Consider the following 18774-nt stretch of genomic DNA (forward strand, 5'->3'; position numbering starts at 1 on the left):
TCAGCGGGGGTGCGGACGCTCAGCGGGGGCGTGGGGCGGTGGCGACTGTTCCTGCACCGATCGGGCGACCTCGAGACCTGGGATCGGCCCTGTGAGCGACGGTGGCAGGGGGTGTCGGAGGCCTCACGATGACGGGATGCCGAACAGGATCGATGTCACCGACGTCCGCTCGCTCCTCAGGACGCGGGGCGAGTTGCTCGTGAAGGGGCACACGGAACGGGAGATCGGATCGCGTGTCGCTGCGGGGTCCCTCCGCCGAGTGCGCCGGGGGCGCTACGTCGAGGCCGACCGATGGGACGGGCTCTGGAACGAGGGGCGTCATCTCGTCGAAGTGGTTGCGGCCGCTCTCAACTCCGACGGTCCGGGGCCGGTGTTCTGGGGGCCGTCCGCCGCGGTCCTGCACGGCCTTCCGTTGTATCGGCTGGCGCCCCGGAAGGTCCACGCGGTCATCGCCGGGGCCAGGCATGGGAGGACCCGGTCCGGGGTGATGTGGCACGACGTCGAGGTTCCTCCCGCGGAGGTCGTCGACGTCGATGGCATCAGGTGCACGTCGCTCGACCGCACGATCCTCGACCTGGCCTGCTCGACCCGCGAGGAGGTCGGGTTGTCCGCCGCGGATGCCGCACTCCGTCGCGAGGCCGTCTCGGGTCAGGTCCAGGACGCCGGGGCGGTCGAGGGCTGGCGGGCACGGATGATGGAGCGGGCCCTCCGCTCGCACTCGCGGGGCGTGCGCCGGGCGCGACGGGTGATCGAGTTCGCCGACGGACGGGCACAGCTGCCGGGTGAGAGCGTCAGTCGTCTGCAGCTGCACAGGCTCGGCTTCACGGCGCCCGAACTGCAGGTGCACGTGCGCGGGCCGGGAGGGGAGGACTACTGGGTCGATTTCGGGTTCCGTCGCTCGCACTGTTTCGGCGAGTTCGACGGAGAGTACAAGTACCGCAACGCCATCCTTCGCCGAGGACGGAGCGTCGAGGAGGTCGTGCTCGAGGAGAAGCGCCGGGAGGACGCGATCCGAGGGGTGACCGGATGGCGGATGGTCCGGTGGGGGTCGTCCGACATCGCCTCCCCGGATGCGCTCGGCGCCACGCTCTCCGCGTACGGCATCCGCCCTCCCGGGTAGCCCGCGTCGACGCCCCCGCACGCCGCCGAGACCCCGTCGGGTTCGCGGGGCGCAGGAGGGGCCTCGGCGCTCAGAGGGGGTGTCGGCATTCGGGGACCGGGAGGAGAAGGGGACCGGGGAGTGGATTTGGGGGAGGGGGATGCGTCGGGTACAGTTGTCGTAACCGAAGACCGCTGGTCATCGTCGTGAGCACATGCGCACAACGATCGAAGCTCTGCACAGCAGGGGCCCGCGCAGGACACGAACTTTCCAAAGCTCCGTGCGCTTGCGCCGGAGCTTTTTCTATGCAGGTGGTCCAGGTCGGCGCCCCACCACCGTGCGGCGCCTCGTACACACCAAGGAGTGACCATGGCGCAGAAGGATGCATCGGTCGCCGAGCTCACGAAGTCATTCGAGAACTCGACTGCCGTTCTGCTGACCGAGTACCGCGGTCTGACGGTTGCCCAGCTCAAGGAGCTGCGCAACAGCATCCGTCAGGACGCTGAGTACGCCGTGGTGAAGAACACGCTGACCAAGATCGCCGCCAACAAGGCTGGCATCTCCGCGCTGGACGACGACCTCAAGGGTCCGTCGGCTGTCGCGTTCGTGCACGGTGACTTCGTCGCCACCGCCAAGGCTCTGCGTGACTTCGCCAAGGCCAACCCGCTTCTCGTGATCAAGTCCGGCATCTTCGAGGGCAACGCCCTCACCGCGGACGAGGTCAACAAGTACGCCGCGCTCGAGAGCCGTGAGGTTCTGCTGGCGAAGGCTGCGGGCATGATGAAGGCGACGATGGGCAAGGCTGCCGCCACCATCGACGCTCTTCGCGAAAAGCTGGAGACCGCAGAGGCCGCGTAAGCGACCTGCGATCTCGTCTACAAACCCCATCTATCTAGGAGATACATCATGGCGAAGCTTTCCACCGAGGAACTGCTCGAGCAGTTCGCCGGCCTGACCCTCATCGAGCTCAACGAGTTCGTGAAGGCGTTCGAGGAGAAGTTCGAGGTCACCGCTGCTGCTCCCGTCGCCGTTGCCGGCGCTGCGGGTGGCGCAGGCGCTGCAGAGGCTGAGGAAGAGAAGGACTCCTTCGACGTCATCCTCGAGGCCGCTGGTGACAAGAAGATCCAGGTCATCAAGACCGTCCGCGAGCTCACCTCGCTGGGTCTCGGCGAGGCCAAGGCCGTCGTCGACGGTGCCCCGAAGGCCGTCCTCGAGGGCGCCAACAAGGAGACCGCCGAGAAGGCCAAGGCTGCTCTCGAAGAGGCCGGCGCGACGGTTACCCTCAAGTAATCACGCTTCAGCGTTTTCTGCGAAGGCCCCGGGTTCGCCCGGGGCCTTCGTGCGTTCCGGGCCGCGCGTGGCCGTCGTCAGCGCGGGGGAGCGGTCGAGTTGCGCACCACGAGGGCGGAAGCGGCAGCCACATGCTCCTGCGGAGCGTCCGGCCGGTCGATCCGCTGCATCAGCAGGCGAACGGCTTCGTGACCCTGTTCCCTCGGGGACTGCCCGATCGTGGTGAGGGCGAACATGTCCGCGTGCTCGTGGTCATCGATACCCACGACGCTGAGCTCGGTGGGTACGGCGATGCCCAGGCGGCGGGCGGCGATGATCGCCCCGATGGCGGCCTCGTCGCACACGCCCACGATCGCGGTCGGTCGGTTTCGCCGATCGCCGAGCAGCCCCGCCGCCGCGGTGTAGCCTCCGGGCATGGTCGGGGCCGTGCCCGCGACCCGGGCGTGCGAAGCGAGTCCTGCGGCGCTCAGCGCGTCGCGGTAGCCGTCGAGCCGCCGCGTGTCACCGAAGCTCCGTCCCGTCGCGTCTGTCGGGCCGCCGACGAAGGCGATCTCGGTGTGGCCGAGCTCGATCAGATGCTCGGTCGCGATGCGTGCGGCCGCCGCATCATCGATCGAGACCGCGCTCGAGCCCTCGCCGTAGGGCCCGACGCTCACCAGCGGTCTTCCGGTGCGCTGCAGGCGCTCGAGCTCATGCGCGTTCGGCTGGATGCCGACGGCGATGATCCCGTCGAAACGACGGCCGGGCAGCACGTTCTCGAACAGCCGTTCCCTGGTCTGCGACCCCTCAGGCACCCCGTAGAGGGAGAGGTCGTAGTCGAGGGCGAACAGCGACTCCTGGATCCCGGCGAGGAGTTCGGCGAAGAACCAGCGGTCGACGGGCGGCATGACGATCCCGACCGTCTGCGTCCGCCCCGTCGCGAGACTCGTCGCGGAGGAGTGCGCGACGTAGGCGAGTTCGCGGGCGGCGACCTCGACGCGCGTCCGCGTCTCGTCCGAGACATAGCCCCGTCCGCTCAGGGCGCGGCTGGCCGTGGCCTTCGACACCCCGGCACGCGACGCGACATCCGCGATCGTGCTCATCGGTCCTCCTCGACCTGATCACGCGGTTTCGTGGGCGGCGGCGTAGCGCGCGCCGGGTGTCAGCGTAGCCCGCGGACGGGGAAAAAGGAACCGGTTCCAGGGCTGGAGTGAGGGAGCGCTCCCAAGCCCGGTGGTTCCTCGCGCCGAATGGTTGCGAGCTTGTGACCCTTGCGTGTTGTGCGGGGGTGCACAGGGACAGTAGGTTGGCCTGGAATCGGTTCCCTAACGATGCCGCGGGGTGGCGTCGCACCAGGAGGGAACCTGTACTCGAAGAGGAGAATTCACATGGCTCTGTCACAGCGTTCCCGGCGTTACGCGCCGATCGCCCTGCTGGGGGTCGCGGGCATCGCGCTCGCAGGCTGCGGGGCTCCCGGCGGTGCGCCGGGCACAGACGGTGGTGATGGTGGCGACGCCACCGTCACGATCTACGGCACGATCGTCGACTCGGAGGCGGAGCTCCTCCAGGAGTCCTGGAAGGACTGGGCCGACGAGAACGGCATCACCATCAAGTACGAGGGCAGCCAGGACTTCGAGACGCAGCTCGGTACCCGCGCACAGGGCGGGAACCCGCCGGACATCGCGATCTTCCCGCAGCCCGGTCTGTTCGCCGACTTCGCCAAGCGTGACTTCCTCAAGCCTGCTCCCGAAGAGGTCGAGAAGAACGCCAACGAGTACTGGACCGAGGACTGGGTGAACTACGGCACCGTCGACGGCACCTTCTACGGGGCGCCGCTGATGGCCAACGTCAAGGGTTGGATCTGGTACTCGCCGGCGAAGTTCGCGGAGTGGGGCGTCGAGGTTCCGAAGACGCTCGACGAGATGTCCGCGCTGACCGAGACGATCCAGACGGCGACCGGTACTCCCGCGTGGTGCGCCGGTTTCGAGTCCGGAACGGCGACCGGCTGGCCGGGAACGGACTGGGTCGAGGACTACGTGCTGCGTCAGTCCGGCCCGGACGTCTACGACCAGTGGGTCACCAACGACGTCAAGTTCACCGACCCGCAGATCAAGTCGGCGTTCGACTCGGTCGGCGAGATCCTGCTGAACCCGGCGAACGTGAACGCCGGTTTCGGTGACGTGCGCTCGATCAACTCGACCGCATTCGGTGACGTCGCTCCCGCCCTCGCCGAGGGCACGTGCGCACTGACCCACCAGGCGTCCTTCCTCTCCGGCTTCTTCCCGGAGGGCACGGAGATCGCTGAGGACGGCGACATCTGGGCGTTCATGCTCCCGGGTGAGTCCGAGGGTGACACGGCCGTGACCGGTGCCGGTGAGATCGTCGGCGGGTTCAGCGACTCCGAGGCGACCCAGAAGGTGCTCGCGTACCTGTCCAGCCCCGAGTGGGCGAACAGCCGCGTCAGCCTCGGTGGCGTCACGTCCGCCAACAACGGACTCGACCCTGCGAACGCGAAGGACCCGATCCTCCAGGAGACCATCAAGATCCTGCAGGACCCGGACACGACCTTCCGCTTCGACGCGTCCGACCTGATGCCTGGTGCCGTCGGCGCCGGGACCTTCTGGAAGGGCATGGTCGCGTGGGTCAACGGCACCTCGACCGATGAGGTGCTCACGCAGATCGAGACCGGCTGGCCGAGCAGCTGATCCGGGGGAGGGGCCGTCCCGCACGGGGCGGCCCCTCAGCCCCGCGGCGCGCACACCGACGTGCGCGCCGCTGATCCGGTCCGCGTGATGAAGGGGAATCCGTGAACGCGACTAATTTCTTCCGTTGGATCGGCTCGCTCCCGCCGGTCCTGCAGGCCGTCGCCGTAGTCATCGCTTTCGCGGTGGTCGTGGCGATCATCCTGCTCCTGGTGGACATCGCTCCGCGCAGGGGAAAGCTCTACACCTTCGTCCGATTGGCGATGTGCCTGCTCATCCCCCTCGTGGTGATGTTCTTCTTCAACTCCTATTACTGGGCGATGGGAGTGGCCGTCGCCGTCGGCGCTCTGTTCTTCTGGCTCGACTATCGCTCCCGCGATGGCGCGGGGTATCTGATCCAGCTCGTGGCCTTCATGGCTCCGGCGCTGCTGCTGCTGCTTGTCGGCCTCGTCCTGCCGTCGATCCAGACGATGTTCTCGTCGTTCATGAACTCCTCGGGCAACGAGTTCGTCGGTCTGAACAACTACCTGTGGATCTTCACGCAGTCCGACGGCATCACGGCCGTGATCAACACGATCGTCTGGGTGCTCCTGGTGCCGACGATCTCCACGATCGTCGGCCTCGCCTACGCGGTGTTCATCGACCGCACCCGCGGCGAGAAGATCTACAAGGTCCTGGTCTTCATGCCGATGGCGATCTCCTTCGTCGGGGCGAGCATCATCTGGCGATTCATCTACGAGTACCGCGGGCCGCAGTACGAGCAGATCGGTCTCCTCAACCAGATCCTCGTGTGGCTCGGGGGCACGCCGCAGCAATGGCTGCTCAATGAGCCGTGGAACAACCTGTTCCTGATCGTCGTGCTCATCTGGGTGCAGACCGGTTTCGCGATGGTCGTGCTGTCGGCATCGATCAAGGGAGTGCCGGCGGAACTGCTGGAGGCGGCGGAGCTGGACGGCGCGAACGCCTGGCAGCGGTTCGTGTCGGTGACCGTCCCCGCGATCCGCCCCGCGCTCATCGTGGTCCTCACGACCATCTCGATCGCATCGCTGAAGGTGTTCGACATCGTGCGGACGATGACCGCCGGCAACTACGGCACCTCGACTCTCGCGAACGAGATGTACACGCAGTTCTCGAAGTTCGAGGCGGGGCGCAGTGCCGCGCTCTCCGTCATCCTGTTCATCCTGGTGCTGCCGATCGTGATCTACAACGCACGCCAGATCAAGAAGCAGCGGGAGATCCGATGACCGACACCGTGAAGTCAGACGCCGCCCTCAGCACGCGCGCGATCACCACCGGCGGCGGGTTCGAGGGCGCCGCAGGCCGCACTCGCAAGAAGCTGTCCCGGCCGTGGGCATCGGTGGCGTCCATCGTCATCGCGTTCATGTGGACGATCCCGACGCTCGGACTGTTCATCTCGTCGTTCCGGCCGCGGGATCAGATCCAGACCACGGGATGGTGGACGTTCTTCGCCGATCCGCAGGTGACGATCGAGAACTACGTCGACGTGCTGCAGTCCGGCACGACGCAGCTCACCATCCTGGAGTCGTTCGTCAACTCGATCGCGATCACGATCCCGGCGACCATCGTGCCGCTGATGATCGCTTCCATGGCGGCCTACGCGTTCGCCTGGATCGACTTCAAGGGCCGCAACGCGCTGTTCATCTTCGTGTTCGCGTTGCAGATCGTGCCGATCCAGATGGCCCTGGTGCCGTTGCTGAGTTCGTTCTCCCGCGGTCTCAACCTCTTCGGGCTGCAGGTCACACTGCCGCTCGATGCGTCCCAGGGCTACGCGCAGGTGTGGATCGCGCACTCGATGTTCGCGCTTCCGCTGGCGATCTACCTGCTGCACAACTTCATGTCGGAGATCCCCGGCGAGATCATCGAGGCCGCACGCGTCGACGGTGCATCCCGCGGGCAGATCTTCTTCCGTGTGGTGCTTCCGCTGACGATGCCGGCGATCGCCTCGGTCGCGATCTTCCAGTTCCTCTGGGTCTGGAACGACCTGCTCGTGGCGCTGGTGTTCGCCGACGGAGCCGCGGCGCCGATCACGAAGCTGTTGGCCGAGATCACGGGCACGCGAGGAAACGACTGGTACCTGCTCACGGCAGGCGCCTTCGTCTCGATCATCGTGCCGCTGATCGTGTTCTTCGCCCTCCAGCGCTACTTCGTCCGCGGCCTGCTGGCCGGATCGACGAAGGGCTGACACACTTCGGAAGACAGAGGGGCCTTTCGTGAGAACGGATGCCGCGGTCGGGAGAAACACAACCCCGCCCGCGGCATCCGCGCGTCTACCCTGAAGGCATGAAGTACGCAGACTCCATCGTCGACCTCGTCGGCGACACGCCCCTCGTGAAGCTCCGTCACGTCACCGAGGGCGTCGCGTGCACGGTCCTCGTGAAGCTCGAGTACCTGAACCCGGGCGGCTCGTCGAAGGATCGGATCGCCGCGCGGATCATCGACGCCGCCGAAGCCGCCGGCGACCTGAAGCCGGGCGGGACGATCGTCGAACCGACCAGCGGCAACACCGGTGTGGGTCTGGCGCTCGTGGCCCAGCAGCGCGGCTACAAGTGCGTGTTCGTGCTGCCCGACAAGGTGGGCGAGGACAAGATCGACGTGCTGCGCGCGTACGGGGCGGAGGTCGTGGTGACGCCGACCTCGGTCGCGCCCGACAGCCCGGAGTCGTATTACAGCGTGAGCGATCGGCTGGCGCGGGAGATCCCCGGCGCGTTCAAGCCGAACCAGTACGAGAACCCGAACGGCCCGCGCAGCCACTACGAGACCACGGGTCCGGAGATCTGGCGCGACACCGACGGCGGGGTCACGCACTTCGTCGCCGGGGTCGGCACGGGCGGCACGATCACGGGCACCGGTCGCTACCTGCGGGAGATCTCGGAGGGCCGGGTGCGGATCGTCGGTGTCGACCCGGAGGGCAGCGTGTACAGCGGGGGTACCGGACGGCCGTACCTCGTCGAGGGCGTGGGGGAGGACATCTGGCCGGGCGCCTACGACCCCACCGTGCCGCACGAGATCGTCGCGGTCGGCGACGCCGACGCCTTCGCGATGACGCGGCGCCTCGCCCGCGAGGAGGGCATCCTCGTCGGCGGATCCAGCGGGATGGCGGTGGTCGGTGCGCTGCGCGTCGCACGGGACCTCCCGGCGGATGCCGTCATGGTCGTGCTGCTGCCCGACGGAGGCCGCGGCTACCTGGGCAAGATCTTCAACGACGGATGGATGCGCTCCTACGGGTTCAGCGATGTGGAGGACGGGGAGACCGTCGCGGACGTGCTCGCGGCACGTCCGCACAGACAGGGAGCGGCGATCCCGGACCTCGTGCACGCCCACCCGACCGACACCGTGCTCGAAGCGATCGGCATGATGACCGAGTACGACGTCTCGCAGTTGGTCGTGCTCAGCGCCGAGCCGCCCGTCATGATGGGCGAGGTGCTCGGCGCGGTCGACGAGAAGGGGCTGCTCGACCTGCTGTTCCGTGGCGAGGCGAACGCGACCGACGCCGTGGGGGCGCACGTGGGGGAGCGGCTTCCGCTCGTCGGCATCCACGCCTCGGTCGCACAGGCGCGGGCCGCGCTCGCCGAGGCCGACGCGCTGCTGGTGACGGAGGACGGCAAGCCGCACACGGTGCTGACCCGCCAGGACCTGCTCGCGTACCTGTCCCGTTGACGTCTTCCGAGGAGCGGCGACCCGTGGCGTAACGGGACGTCCGCGGCTCCGGGCGCGGACGTAGGCTGAGGTCATGTCCGACCACGCCTTCGCCACCCGCGCCATCCACGCAGGACAAGCTGCCGACCCGACGACGGGGGCGATCATCCCGCCGATCTACCAGTCCTCCACGCACGTGCAGGACGGCATCGGCGGCTTCCGCGAGGGCTACGAGTACAACCGTGCGGGCAACCCCACGCGTTCCTCCCTGGAGACCCAGCTCGCGGCTCTCGAAGGCGGAGTGCGCGCGCTCTCCTTCGCCTCGGGGCTCGCGGCGGAGGACGCGCTGCTGCGGGGAATCCTGAAGCCGGGGGACCACGTCCTGCTCGGGAACGACGTGTACGGCGGCACCTACCGGCTGCTCACCCGGGTGCTGGCTCCCTGGGGTGTGGAGACGACGACGGTCGAGCTCTCGGACGTGGACCTGCTCCGTGCCGCGATCCGTCCGGAGACGAAGATCGTGTGGCTGGAGACGCCGAGCAATCCTCTGCTGAAGATCGTCGACATCGCCGTGATCACCGAGCTCGCGCACGCGGCCGGTGCGATCGTGGTCGTGGACAACACCTTCGCCTCTCCTGCGCTGCAGCAGCCCCTCGCGCTCGGTGCCGATCTGGTCGTGCACTCCACGACGAAGTACCTGGGCGGGCACTCCGACGTGCTCGGCGGTGCGGTCGTGTTCGGCGATGACCGCTACGTCGAGCAGGTCAAGTTCCAGCAGTTCGCCGTCGGTGCGGTGTCCGCGCCGATGGATGCGTGGCTGACGACCCGCGGCATCAAGACACTCGCGCTGCGCATGCGGCAGCATTCCGAGAACGCGCAGGCGATCGCGGAGTGGGCGGCGGCGAGGCCGGAGTTCTCGCAGGTGTACTTCCCGGGACTCGCCTCGCACCCCGGGCATGAGATCGCCGCCGCGCAGATGAGCGGTTTCGGCGGCATGCTGTCGTTCGGGCTCGCTGCCGGCACCGACGCTGCCCGTGCCTTCGCCGAGAGCACCTCGGTGTTCCAGCTCGCCGAGTCGCTCGGCGGCGTGGAGTCGCTCATCGGCTATCCATCGGACATGACGCATGCGTCGGTGCGCGGAACGGAGCTCGCCGTCCCGGAGAACGTCGTGCGGCTCTCCGTCGGCATCGAAGACCTCGGAGATCTGATCGCCGACCTGGACGAGGCGCTGGCGCGCGTGAGGCGCGTGCGGGAGCAATAACGCGCCTGCGGGGTCGTCGCGAGGGACGTATTTGATCCAGCGACGGGGGAGACGGACGCGCTAGCATGGGGGCTTCCCCCCTTGGCGAAACGATTCGACAAGCCACCCCTCGAACGCTGGAAGGACGTCGTGTCCGACGCGCCCCGCACTGACTCCATCCCCGTCACCTCGTCGGAGCAGCAGACCGAAGAGACTCCGCAGCCCGCGCGCACCGCGACCGGGAGCATCCGCACCTCCACGGCGACCGGGGCGATCCGCACCCTCGGCGCGAATCCCGCGACGGCACCGATCATGCTGCACCCGGGAGATGCGATCTCCCTCGGCAGGCGGACGCTCTACATCGTCCTGCTCGGAGCTCTGACCGCGCTCGGTCCGTTCACGATCGACCTCTATCTCCCGGCCTTCCCGGTGCTGGAGGAAGACTTCCAGACCACGGCTGCCGCGATCCAGCTGACCCTGACCGGAACGATGATCGGCTTCGCCCTGGGTCAGCTCGTCGTCGGTCCGCTCAGCGACAAGGTCGGGCGCCGGGTGCCGCTGATCGTGGTCACCGCCCTGCACGTCCTCGCGAGCGTGGGGGCGGCCCTCGCGCCGGACCTCGGCCTGCTCAGCGCGGCTCGGGTGCTGATGGGGGTGGGAGCGGCCGCCGGGGGAGTGGTGGCCATGGCGATCGTGCGCGACCTGTTCGGCGGGCGGCGACTGGTCATCATGCTCTCGCGTCTCGCGCTGGTGTCGGGCGTCGCACCGGTCATCGCACCGTTGATCGGCTCCTGGTTGCTGACCCTGATGCCCTGGCGGGGGATCTTCGGCGTGCTCGCGGCCTACGGCGTCGTGATGCTGCTGTCCACGCTCCTGTTCATCCCGGAGACGCTTCCGGTCGCGCGTCGCCAGGGCGGCGGCGCCACGATGGCGCAGCGCTACCGCTCGGTGCTCTCTGATCGCGTCTTCCTCGGTGTGCTCGTGATCGGCGGCATGACCTTCTCCGGATTGTTCTCGTACCTCTCGGCGTCGCCGTTCCTCTTCCAGGTGACCCACGGGCTGGACGCCCAGCAGTACGGTCTGCTGTTCGCCGTGAACTCGCTCGGTGTCGTCGCCGGGGTGCAGACGGCCTCACGGCTCGCCGCCCGCTTCGGACCGCAGTGGGTCATGGCCTACTCGACCGCTGTGCTGCTCCTGGCGGGGGTCGCGATCATCGTCACCGATCAGCTCGGACTCGGGCTGTGGGGCACGGTGATCCCGTTGTTCGTCTTCATGACGGCGTGCGGCTTCACGTTCCCCAATGTGCAGGTGCTGGCGCTCGATCGGCACGGCAAGGCTGCGGGGACGGCGGCATCCATCATCGGGGCGACGAACTTCGGCGTGGCGGGGCTCATCTCGCCGCTCGCAGGCTGGCTCTCGCACGACGCCGGGATCACGGCGACGACCATGGCCTCCGTGATGGTCGGTTGTGCCGCGATCGGCGTGCTGTCGCTGTGGTTCGTCGTGCGTCCGCGCACCGTGGGGATGCTCACTCCCTGAGTGCCCAGGCATCGTCCGACAGAATAGGACGATGGACAGGCGGATGCTGCTGTGGTGGGGAGTGGGCCTCCTCGCGCTCGCAACGGCGCTCGGTGCGCTGGTCGTGTTCGCGTATCCGGAGACGCCGGGGTTCGACCGGTGGTGGAACGAGATGATCGCCGCAGCCCGTGCCGACGGCATGGTCGACTTCGCCCTCGTCCTGAACTGGATCGGCGGCGGCTGGGTGGCGATCTTCGCGGTGCCGCTGCTGACCGTCATCGCGCTCGTGCTCGCTCGCCGATGGCGGTCTGCGGCGTTCGCCGCCCTCTGTTTCGCCGCGAGTGCCGGTGCGGTGCAACTGCTCAAGATGCTCTTCGGACGAGCCCGCCCCGACGACATGCTGGTGGCGAGCGACTACGGCTCCTTCCCCTCGGGCCACACGGCGAACGCCGCGACGATCGCGCTCGTGGTCTGGGTGCTGTTCCCGCGGGTCTGGACGGCGATTCTCGGCGTGCTGTGGGTGCTCGCGATGGCACTCTCGCGCACCTTCCTGTCGGTGCACTGGGCCAGCGACACGCTCGGCGGCGCGCTCGTCGGCGCCGGGGTGGTCCTGGTCCTGGCCGCGTGGCTGCTCCCGTGGGTGCGCCAACCGAGGTCCGAGGTCGCGGCGCCGATAGGCTGAACGGGCCCGTCGTCCAGAGGAGTCCTTCGTGTCGCGCATCCGTCCCTACCGCCCCACCGACCGCGCCGCGCTGTACGAGATCTGCGTGAAGACGGCTGACGCCGGCGTCGATGCGACCGGGGTGCTCTCCGACGATGCGCTCTGGGGAGACCTGTTCGCGGTCCCCTACGCCGAGCGGCATCCGGACCTCTCCTGGGTGGTCGAGAGCGACGACGGGCGCACGATCGGCTACATCGTGGCGACCGACGACACCGACGCCTTCTACACCTGGTTCCGCGAGGAGTGGTGGCCGACGCGTCAGGAGCGGTACCCCCGCCCGGCCGAGGTGGTCACCCGCGAGGATCGGATGGTCGACTACGGCTACAGTCGCGCGCCCGGCATCGAGCCGAATGCCGCAGACCACCCGGCCCACCTGCACATCGACCTTCTTCCGGCGACGCAGGGACAAGGGCTCGGCCGTGCCCTCATCGAGACCCTGTTCGCCGAGCTGACGCGTCGGGGCGTCCAAGGCCTGCATCTGGGCATCGACCCGAACAACGCGGGGGCCGCCGCGTTCTACGAACGCCTCGGAATGACGCGACTCCCGGCGGAACCGGGCGGACAGACCTACGGCGTGCGCTTCGACGCCTGAACACCGCATCCAGCGGTGACGGCGGGACTCCGGTGCTCACTGCGCTCGCTCCTCCCCGAATCCCCGGTGCCGGTTAAACACGAAAGAGCCCCCGCTGGCGCGGAGGCTCTTTCGTGTTTGGCGGTGACGGCGGGATTCGAACCCGCGGTTGCTTGCACAACACACGCTTTCCAAGCGTGCTCCTTCGGCCGCTCGGACACGTCACCAAGGAACAACCTGTCCATCCTATCCGATCGGCGGAGCGCGACGTGACAGAGCGCTGTGGCGAAGCCCAGCATGCGATCCTGTCATGACCAATATAACGCGTATGGAATATATTGCTAGTTGTGTGAGTGCTCAATAGCCTCAGATGAGGACGGATCAACGCCGTACCGCATCCGACGCTACTGGGGGAGACCATGCGCGCCAGCTCGACCACGGCACGACCGGACAGTCACCGCACGGTGGCGGCCTTCGAGCAGTACGTGACCGCGGAGCGCGCGATTCCGGGGTGCGCGGTGTTCTTCCTCGAATCCGTGGTGCACCTCGACGAGGTGCGGGCGCTCGCCGAACGCGACGATGTGATCTTCGTCCCTGCGGGGTCCCTCCCGAAAGTGGATCCTCGGGTCGTCCCGTTCGCCGGGGCGCTTCACGCGCCCGGCGACGAGATGAGCTTCGGCGGGCGCCACGCGTTCCAGCTGCAGGACTACCTCGCCGGTCGCTTCCGCTTCCGCGGCGGGCTCACGGTCGTCCGACAGGGGTCTGCGGAAGGACTCGCTGCATTCCTCCGTGATGCCGACACGGCCCGGGCGACCGGCATCTTCGCCGAACGGCTCCTCGACGGTGCTCTGCTGCTGGATTCCGCCGCGTCGTTCACCCGCGCGTATCCGGTACCGGACTCTCTGGTGCGCGTGCACGTGACCGCGGACGGCGAGTACCGGGACGGCCCTGACGGACTCCTGCTCGGACGGGTGGGCGACGGGCGCGCAGACATCGAGGCCGTGGCCACCGAGAACGCCGGTCGTGGTCGAGCATTCGCGCGCATCGTGGACCCGCGGGTCCTCGAGGCGGATCTCGACGATCGGCCGTGGATCGAGTTGTACGTGTCGCTCGTGACGGCGAGTCGACGGGACCGCGTCTGATGCGCGACGCACACCGCGGGCCCGGGGCGGACCTGGTCGGAGCCCGGGCGCTCCGGGAGTGGATCACCGGGGTGCCGGACCGGTACGCGCGGGTGTTCCTGGTCGAAAGCGGTGCCCTGGCGGATCGTGTCGCAGGAGCAGCAGGACGAGACGATGTGATTCTTCTGCCCGAGGGGAGCAGGCCCTGTGCCGGACCGGCCCGCGTCGTCCCGTACACCGGCGCGCTGCAGGACATCGGGGATGAGTTGTTCTTCGGTGAGCGCGGCGTCGAACTCCAGGACTACGTCGCTGCGGCATTCCTGCAGTTCACCGGGCCGACCGCACTCAGCCTCTTCGACGCGGTCAGCTGGCAGGCTCTCCTCGACGATGCCGAGCTCGCGCGACGGACGGGCGTGTTCCCCTCGGCACTGATCGATCCGCGAGTCCTCCTGGCGGACCGCGGCGCACTCACGGAACCGGGCGAGCTCGCGACCCCGAGCGCGATCAGAGTGCGGGCGGACGGCGCCGTCAGCGTCGGGGTCCAGGGCGATCCCCTCGGAACCGTCGACGAGCTGCCCGCCGTGCTCGCCGTACCGCGACCCCGGGCCGTGGCCTTGGGAGGATCGGTGCCTCGAGAGGCGTTCGTCACCGATCGGACGCTGCGCGAGGGGACGACGCGATACCTCTGCGCGACGGACCTCGTGAAGATGCTCCGCCTGGCCAACGGCGACGCCCGCATCTCGGGGTTCGGGTGGGCGCTCGTCGACGACGGCCTCGCGGATGCCGACCCCTGGGCCGCGGATCCGTTCCTGATCGAGAACGCGGACGGCTTCGTCCTGGCAGACACGCGGACGTTGCGTCGACAGCTGCTGTCCCCGGTGGCCGCGCAGGTGGTCGCCGTCACGCAGACGTCCACGACGCCGGAGGTCGCGGCGGAGCGCGTGGCTCGGCGGCTGGGCGGCTCCGTGGCCGACGCGCGAGCCCTGTGCCTCGAGGCCGTCACCATCCTCAACATCCGCTTCGGTACCCGAGCGGGCCTCGCTCGCCCGGCGAACGGTATCCGGCGTTGAGCGTGCCGAACGCCGTGTGGAGCTCGATGCTCCCCGCGGACGCGACCTTCCCTCCCGATCGCGTCGCCGTCCGCGCCGCGGGACATCGCATCGAGTTCGCCGACGGATCCACACGCCTGTGCGCGACGAGCGGGCTCTGGAACGTTCCGCTCGGGTACGGGAATCCGTTCGTCGGCGAGGCCGTGGCCAGAGCCACACACGATGCGTCGTACCTGACCCTGTTCCGCGCGTCGCATCGGTATGCCGAAGCCGCCGCGGAAGGTCTTCTCGACCTCGCGGACCCGACCAGGTACAGCCGCGTCATCTTCTCCACCTCGGGCGGCGCCGCGAACGATGCCGCCATGAAGCTCGCACGACAGTATTGGGCTCAGAAGGGCGCAGGATCCCGATCCCTCATCGTCGGGCTGAAAGGCAGCTACCACGGCACGATGTACGGCAGCCACGGACTCAGCGGAGACGACCTCCTGCAGTCCGTCTACTCCGTCGATCGCAGGTCGGTGCGCCACGTCTCGTCCAGCGATGACGGTGAAGAGCTCGCCACCCTGTTGAAGCGGGAAGGGTCCCGAGTCGCTTCGGTCGTCGTGGAACCCGTCCTGGGCAGTGGCGCATATGCGCTGACCGAGGCGTTCATCGATCGCCTCGTGCTGCTGCGCGAGGAATACGGGTTCCTGCTCGTGGCCGACGAGGTCGCGACGGGATTCGGGCGCACCGGCGCGATGCTCGCCACCGACGAGTGGCCGGCCGCTCCCGACGTGCTCCTCCTCTCGAAAGCGCTGACGAACGGCGCGACGGGTGCAGCTGCGATTCTCGTGGGTCCCCGTGTCGCCTCCGAGTTCGCGCGAGGCGGGTGGACCTTCGTCCACGGGGAGACGCAGGCGGGAACGCCGGTGTGCGCGGCGGCCATCACCGCGGTGCTCGAGGAACTGCGTCGGATCGACGTGGAGACGACGACGAAGGCACTCGGGGCCGAGCTGTTCCGTCTGGCGACGGCGCTGAAGTCCGACGGATTGATCACGGAGGTCACGGGGCGGGGCTGCTTCGTGGGGATGGGGCTCCGCCACGACGACGAGCGCCGGCTGTCCTCCTCCGAGGTTCTCCGTGTGGTCTCCGCCATCGCCGACCAGGGCGTGCTGGTGCAGCCCGGCCCCAGCTCCATCGAGCTGATCCCGGCCTACGGATTCACCTCGGAGGAGCTCCGTACGGTGGAGGCCGCCGTGCGCTCCGGCCTCGCGCGAGTGCAGGAAGCGGCAGCATGACCACGCACTTCACCGGACGCGTCCCGACCCTGTGGCACGGCCCCGGCGTCGCGCGTCACGTGATGACGCACCTCACCGCGGGACGAGAGGTCCTCGTGATCGCGGACTCGGCGGTCACGGTTCCCTTCCCGGCCGGGTCTGCGGTGAGGACCATCACGGTGGACGCGCCGTCGGTGGATGTCACGTCGGTCACCAGGATCGCGCGGCACATCGTTCGTCGGTCGCCCGAGGTCATCGTGGCCGTCGGTGGGGGCAGCGTGCTCGACGCCAGCAAGATCGCCGCGCTCGCGCTCGCTCCGGGGAAGGTCTTCGACTATGCCATCGGTCATGCGGAGAGGTCCGCGCTGACCGTGCTGCCGGATGCGCCGCCGCCCGTGGAGATCATCGCCGTGCCGACGACTCTGGGCACTTCGTCGGAGACGAACAGCGTCGGCATCCTCAAGAACGGGAACGGCTATCGGCTCATCGTCGGACGCTCGCTCAGACCCCGTCATGCCGTCATCGATCCACGCAACCTGGCGTCCCTCACGTACGGCGCCGTCCGTGAGGGAGCGCTGGAGGCGTTCCTGCGTCTCGCCGGTACGTCGACGAGTTCGCGGCGGAGCGCCCGGGGGAACAGCGAGGCCGTCATCCTCGGGAGAGCCCTTCTCGAGACCGCCACCCAGGACGCCGGCTCGCCTGCGGGGCGGTTGCGCCTCGCACGGTTGAGCGCAGCCACCCAACGCGGTGCGGCTCTGCGCGGACAGGATCCCTACAGCGCTCGCCATTGGTATGTCGCGAACGAAGTGGCCTTCGTGCTCAGGACTCGCAAGATGGTCGCCACGGCAGCGGTGGTCGCCGCGGTCTGGCGTCGTATCTGCGCGGGTGACACCCGCTGGGGAGATCGGCAGAGTCTCGAGGACTTCTGGTCGCGGGTCGCGAGCGGGGTGGCATTGCCTCTCGAACCGGCCGCGGGTATCGCCGCCCTCCTCGAGCGCTGGGATATCCCGGTTCCGTCGCGACCGACCAGGCGGGAGGTCGGCCGCATCTCGATGTCCACCGAGGCGTCGTGGGGAGATCGCCGCCCGATGCTCACCGGCCTCGTCGCCGACGACATCCGTGAGGTCCTCCGCGGTTCCCGGTGGAGCGATCCGTGTGCCGGCGATCAACGCCGGCACACGACTGCCGTGCAGAGGAGGTGAAGAGATGATCAAGGACGTGGAAGAGCGACTCCGGTTCCAGGAGCTGGACGACATGGAGGCTCCCAGCTGGGAGAGCTTCTATCAGGGCGCCATCAGTGCGCTGATCCTCATCGGGATCGGCGCTGCCGCTGCGACGTGATCCCGTCGCCCGACGGAGATCGAGACGAGGAAGGAGAGAGGTATGAACACCGAAGTGCAGAGGCTCGAATTCACTGAACTCGAGGCGATGGACGCTCTGAACAACACCGATGATTTCGTGCGGGGCTTCGCTGTCGGCGTCATCATCGGAATTCTCGCGCTGACCTAGGAAGCGCATCGCCACGTGATGAAGGAGGTACGAAATGCAGACTGATCTGCTGGAGTTCCAGGAACTCGAACGAATCGACGCGCCACTCGAGTGGTGGGAGCACGTCAGCTACATCATCGCCATCGTCGGCGGTGCCGCGGCGATCGCGACGTGACCGGTCGGGGTGCGGGCGGTTCCGCGCGCCCGCACCCCCTCACTCCCGCGGAGAGGTGTGGTGAATGTCAGGAACGATAACCGAAGCCATCGCGGCGCGACTCGACCGGGCGGGTGCGGTCCCTCGGGAACAGGACCTGTACACGGGAGAGGGGACCGACTTCTACGAGCGACTGGTCGGCGCCGATGCCGCGGAGATCCGAGAGGTGCTGGCGCTCGCGAGAGAAGCCGCGGGTCCGGTCCTCGATGTGGCCGCCGGCAGCGGGAGGCTGACGATCCCGCTGGTGCGCTCCGGCCGATCGGTGACCGCGCTCGATCTGTCCGACGACATGCTCTCGCACCTTCGTCGTGCCCTGCCCGACCATCCGAGGCTCGACTGCGTGATCGCCGACATGCGCGACTTCAGCCTGCCGCGTCCGTACGACCTCGTGGTCCTCGGTGCGACCTCCATCACCTTGTTGGACAGGGAGGGGAGGGCGCGCCTGTACGCGAGTGTGCAACGCCACCTCGCGCCGGGAGGGGTCTTCGCCTTTTCCGTCGCCGGAGGCGCCGCAGCGGAGAGCCTGACGGTGCCGAGCGAGCAGGAGATCCGTGTCCCCGGGCCCGGGGGTGAGGAGACCTATCTGTTCTCGCAGCAGATGGAGGAGGGCGGCGCGGCTCGCCTGGTCAACTGGGTGCGCCTCGCCGACGTCGTGGCAGGCGGCGACGTGTGCGTGCTCACGAGTCGGCTGCGTGTGCTCAGCCACGAGCTCCTCTCCAGCGAGCTCGTGGACGCCGGTTTCGCTGAACCTGCCGTCTCGTCCGTGCGGACGCACCCCGGAGCGGACATCCTTCTCCTCACGACGACGTGGGTCGGAACCCGGGATCGGGCGCGTGACGATGACACCGCCTAGTTTCGCTCGGCGGCGA

General features: G+C 68.3%; 20 protein-coding genes and 1 tRNA gene. 19 read left to right on the forward strand and 2 right to left on the reverse strand.

The genetic code is table 11. The annotated features are described in order from the left end of the window. Window positions 1–136: 136 nt before the first annotated feature. The 3 genes from L978_RS07965 to rplL all read left to right on the forward strand — a co-directional run bounded on the left by L978_RS07965 (window position 137) and on the right by rplL (window position 2389). Entirely contained in the window at window positions 137–1120 is a 984-nt protein-coding gene (locus L978_RS07965) for a type IV toxin-antitoxin system AbiEi family antitoxin domain-containing protein (protein ID WP_052193422.1), read from the forward strand. 348 nt (window positions 1121–1468) lie between these two features. After that, the gene (gene rplJ, locus L978_RS07970) at window positions 1469–1957 is read left to right on the forward strand and encodes a 50S ribosomal protein L10 (RefSeq protein ID WP_017829129.1); all 489 of its coding nucleotides are present in this window, start codon (window positions 1469–1471) and stop codon (window positions 1955–1957) included. A gap of 48 nt (window positions 1958–2005) precedes the next feature. Further along, complete coding sequence (gene rplL, locus L978_RS07975) at window positions 2006–2389, forward strand: 50S ribosomal protein L7/L12 (RefSeq protein WP_017829128.1); 384 nt, start codon at window positions 2006–2008, stop codon at window positions 2387–2389. A 77-nt stretch (window positions 2390–2466) separates the two neighbouring features. On the opposite strand, the gene L978_RS07980 is transcribed toward rplL, so the two are convergent. Beyond that, window positions 2467–3471 carry a LacI family DNA-binding transcriptional regulator gene (locus L978_RS07980; RefSeq protein WP_047522127.1) on the reverse strand — a complete coding sequence of 335 codons (1005 nt, stop codon included), beginning with the start codon at window positions 3469–3471 and terminating at the stop codon, window positions 2467–2469. Between the two features lie 285 nt (window positions 3472–3756). Between L978_RS07980 and L978_RS07985 the strand changes: the two genes are divergently transcribed. The 8 genes from L978_RS07985 (at window position 3757) to L978_RS08020 (ending at window position 12798) form a co-directional block, all read left to right on the forward strand. Then, window positions 3757–5073: an ABC transporter substrate-binding protein gene (locus tag L978_RS07985; RefSeq protein WP_047522129.1), complete on the forward strand. Its 1317-nt coding sequence runs from the start codon at window positions 3757–3759 to the stop codon at window positions 5071–5073. A 101-nt stretch (window positions 5074–5174) separates the two neighbouring features. Then, window positions 5175–6314, forward strand: a complete 1140-nt coding sequence (locus L978_RS07990; protein WP_047522131.1) for a carbohydrate ABC transporter permease — start codon at window positions 5175–5177, stop codon at window positions 6312–6314. Continuing rightward, entirely contained in the window at window positions 6311–7273 is a 963-nt protein-coding gene (locus L978_RS07995) for a carbohydrate ABC transporter permease (protein ID WP_047522133.1), read from the forward strand. Before L978_RS07990 ends, L978_RS07995 begins: the two co-directional genes overlap by 4 nt. Window positions 7274–7371: 98 nt before the next feature. Beyond that, window positions 7372–8748, forward strand: a complete 1377-nt coding sequence (locus L978_RS08000; RefSeq protein WP_047522135.1) for a cystathionine beta-synthase — start codon at window positions 7372–7374, stop codon at window positions 8746–8748. 73 nt (window positions 8749–8821) lie between these two features. After that, window positions 8822–9988: a cystathionine gamma-synthase gene (locus L978_RS08005; protein WP_047522137.1), complete on the forward strand. Its 1167-nt coding sequence runs from the start codon at window positions 8822–8824 to the stop codon at window positions 9986–9988. 129 nt (window positions 9989–10117) lie between these two features. Next, window positions 10118–11506 (forward strand): multidrug effflux MFS transporter, encoded by a 1389-nt coding sequence (locus L978_RS08010; protein WP_197055633.1) that lies wholly within the window; start codon window positions 10118–10120, stop codon window positions 11504–11506. A 31-nt stretch (window positions 11507–11537) separates the two neighbouring features. After that, window positions 11538–12167, forward strand: a complete 630-nt coding sequence (locus L978_RS08015; protein WP_052193423.1) for a phosphatase PAP2 family protein — start codon at window positions 11538–11540, stop codon at window positions 12165–12167. A 28-nt stretch (window positions 12168–12195) separates the two neighbouring features. Further along, window positions 12196–12798 carry a GNAT family N-acetyltransferase gene (locus L978_RS08020; RefSeq protein WP_047522142.1) on the forward strand — a complete coding sequence of 201 codons (603 nt, stop codon included), beginning with the start codon at window positions 12196–12198 and terminating at the stop codon, window positions 12796–12798. Window positions 12799–12916: 118 nt separating this feature from the next. Here L978_RS08020 and L978_RS08025 read toward each other — a convergent pair. Next, a tRNA-Ser gene (locus L978_RS08025) sits at window positions 12917–13004 on the reverse strand. 192 nt (window positions 13005–13196) lie between these two features. Here L978_RS08025 and L978_RS08030 point away from each other — a divergent pair. From L978_RS08030 to mpaM, 8 genes are all read left to right on the forward strand, one after another. Next, window positions 13197–13919, forward strand: coding sequence for a hypothetical protein (locus tag L978_RS08030; RefSeq protein WP_052193424.1), 723 nt, complete (start codon window positions 13197–13199; stop codon window positions 13917–13919). Then, on the forward strand, window positions 13919–14968 hold the full coding sequence (mpaB, locus tag L978_RS08035) for a daptide biosynthesis RiPP recognition protein (RefSeq protein ID WP_052193425.1): 1050 nt from the start codon (window positions 13919–13921) through the stop codon (window positions 14966–14968). The genes L978_RS08030 and mpaB overlap by 1 nt, the downstream gene beginning before the upstream one ends. Before the next feature lie 2 nt (window positions 14969–14970). After that, window positions 14971–16224, forward strand: coding sequence for a daptide-type RiPP biosynthesis aminotransferase (gene mpaD / locus L978_RS08040; RefSeq protein WP_231555027.1), 1254 nt, complete (start codon window positions 14971–14973; stop codon window positions 16222–16224). After that, window positions 16221–17405 (forward strand): daptide-type RiPP biosynthesis dehydogenase, encoded by a 1185-nt coding sequence (gene mpaC, locus L978_RS08045; RefSeq protein ID WP_047522146.1) that lies wholly within the window; start codon window positions 16221–16223, stop codon window positions 17403–17405. Before mpaD ends, mpaC begins: the two co-directional genes overlap by 4 nt. Before the next feature lie 4 nt (window positions 17406–17409). After that, window positions 17410–17544: an MpaA1 family daptide-type RiPP gene (gene mpaA1, locus L978_RS19210; protein WP_261812217.1), complete on the forward strand. Its 135-nt coding sequence runs from the start codon at window positions 17410–17412 to the stop codon at window positions 17542–17544. 42 nt (window positions 17545–17586) lie between these two features. Then, window positions 17587–17712, forward strand: coding sequence for an MpaA2 family daptide-type RiPP (gene mpaA2 / locus L978_RS19215; RefSeq protein ID WP_261812218.1), 126 nt, complete (start codon window positions 17587–17589; stop codon window positions 17710–17712). 34 nt (window positions 17713–17746) lie between these two features. Further along, window positions 17747–17866, forward strand: a complete 120-nt coding sequence (gene mpaA3 / locus L978_RS19270) for an MpaA3 family daptide-type RiPP (RefSeq protein WP_308191516.1) — start codon at window positions 17747–17749, stop codon at window positions 17864–17866. A gap of 64 nt (window positions 17867–17930) precedes the next feature. Beyond that, window positions 17931–18758 carry a daptide-type RiPP biosynthesis methyltransferase gene (mpaM, locus tag L978_RS08050; protein WP_047522148.1) on the forward strand — a complete coding sequence of 276 codons (828 nt, stop codon included), beginning with the start codon at window positions 17931–17933 and terminating at the stop codon, window positions 18756–18758. Window positions 18759–18774: the final 16 nt, after the last annotated feature.

It is taken from the genome of Microbacterium sp. ZOR0019 (assembly GCF_000800925.1).
GTDB classification, from domain to species: domain Bacteria; phylum Actinomycetota; class Actinomycetes; order Actinomycetales; family Microbacteriaceae; genus Microbacterium; species Microbacterium aurugineum.

Bases quoted from the DNA above. Each gene is read 5' to 3' on its own strand.
- L978_RS07965 (WP_052193422.1), top strand. From the start codon at position 137: ATGCCGAACAGGATCGATGTCACCGACGTCCGCTCGCTCCTCAGGACG.
- rplJ (WP_017829129.1), top strand. From the start codon at position 1,469: ATGGCGCAGAAGGATGCATCGGTCGCCGAGCTCACGAAGTCATTCGAG.
- rplL (WP_017829128.1), top strand. From the start codon at position 2,006: ATGGCGAAGCTTTCCACCGAGGAACTGCTCGAGCAGTTCGCCGGCCTG.
- L978_RS07980 (WP_047522127.1), bottom strand. From the start codon at position 3,471: ATGAGCACGATCGCGGATGTCGCGTCGCGTGCCGGGGTGTCGAAGGCC.
- L978_RS07985 (WP_047522129.1), top strand. From the start codon at position 3,757: ATGGCTCTGTCACAGCGTTCCCGGCGTTACGCGCCGATCGCCCTGCTG.
- L978_RS07995 (WP_047522133.1), top strand. From the start codon at position 6,311: ATGACCGACACCGTGAAGTCAGACGCCGCCCTCAGCACGCGCGCGATC.
- L978_RS08000 (WP_047522135.1), top strand. From the start codon at position 7,372: ATGAAGTACGCAGACTCCATCGTCGACCTCGTCGGCGACACGCCCCTC.
- L978_RS08005 (WP_047522137.1), top strand. From the start codon at position 8,822: ATGTCCGACCACGCCTTCGCCACCCGCGCCATCCACGCAGGACAAGCT.
- L978_RS08015 (WP_052193423.1), top strand. From the start codon at position 11,538: ATGGACAGGCGGATGCTGCTGTGGTGGGGAGTGGGCCTCCTCGCGCTC.
- L978_RS08030 (WP_052193424.1), top strand. From the start codon at position 13,197: ATGCGCGCCAGCTCGACCACGGCACGACCGGACAGTCACCGCACGGTG.
- mpaB (WP_052193425.1), top strand. From the start codon at position 13,919: ATGCGCGACGCACACCGCGGGCCCGGGGCGGACCTGGTCGGAGCCCGG.
- mpaC (WP_047522146.1), top strand. From the start codon at position 16,221: ATGACCACGCACTTCACCGGACGCGTCCCGACCCTGTGGCACGGCCCC.
- mpaA1 (WP_261812217.1), top strand. From the start codon at position 17,410: ATGATCAAGGACGTGGAAGAGCGACTCCGGTTCCAGGAGCTGGACGAC.
- mpaA2 (WP_261812218.1), top strand. From the start codon at position 17,587: ATGAACACCGAAGTGCAGAGGCTCGAATTCACTGAACTCGAGGCGATG.
- mpaA3 (WP_308191516.1), top strand. From the start codon at position 17,747: ATGCAGACTGATCTGCTGGAGTTCCAGGAACTCGAACGAATCGACGCG.
- mpaM (WP_047522148.1), top strand. From the start codon at position 17,931: ATGTCAGGAACGATAACCGAAGCCATCGCGGCGCGACTCGACCGGGCG.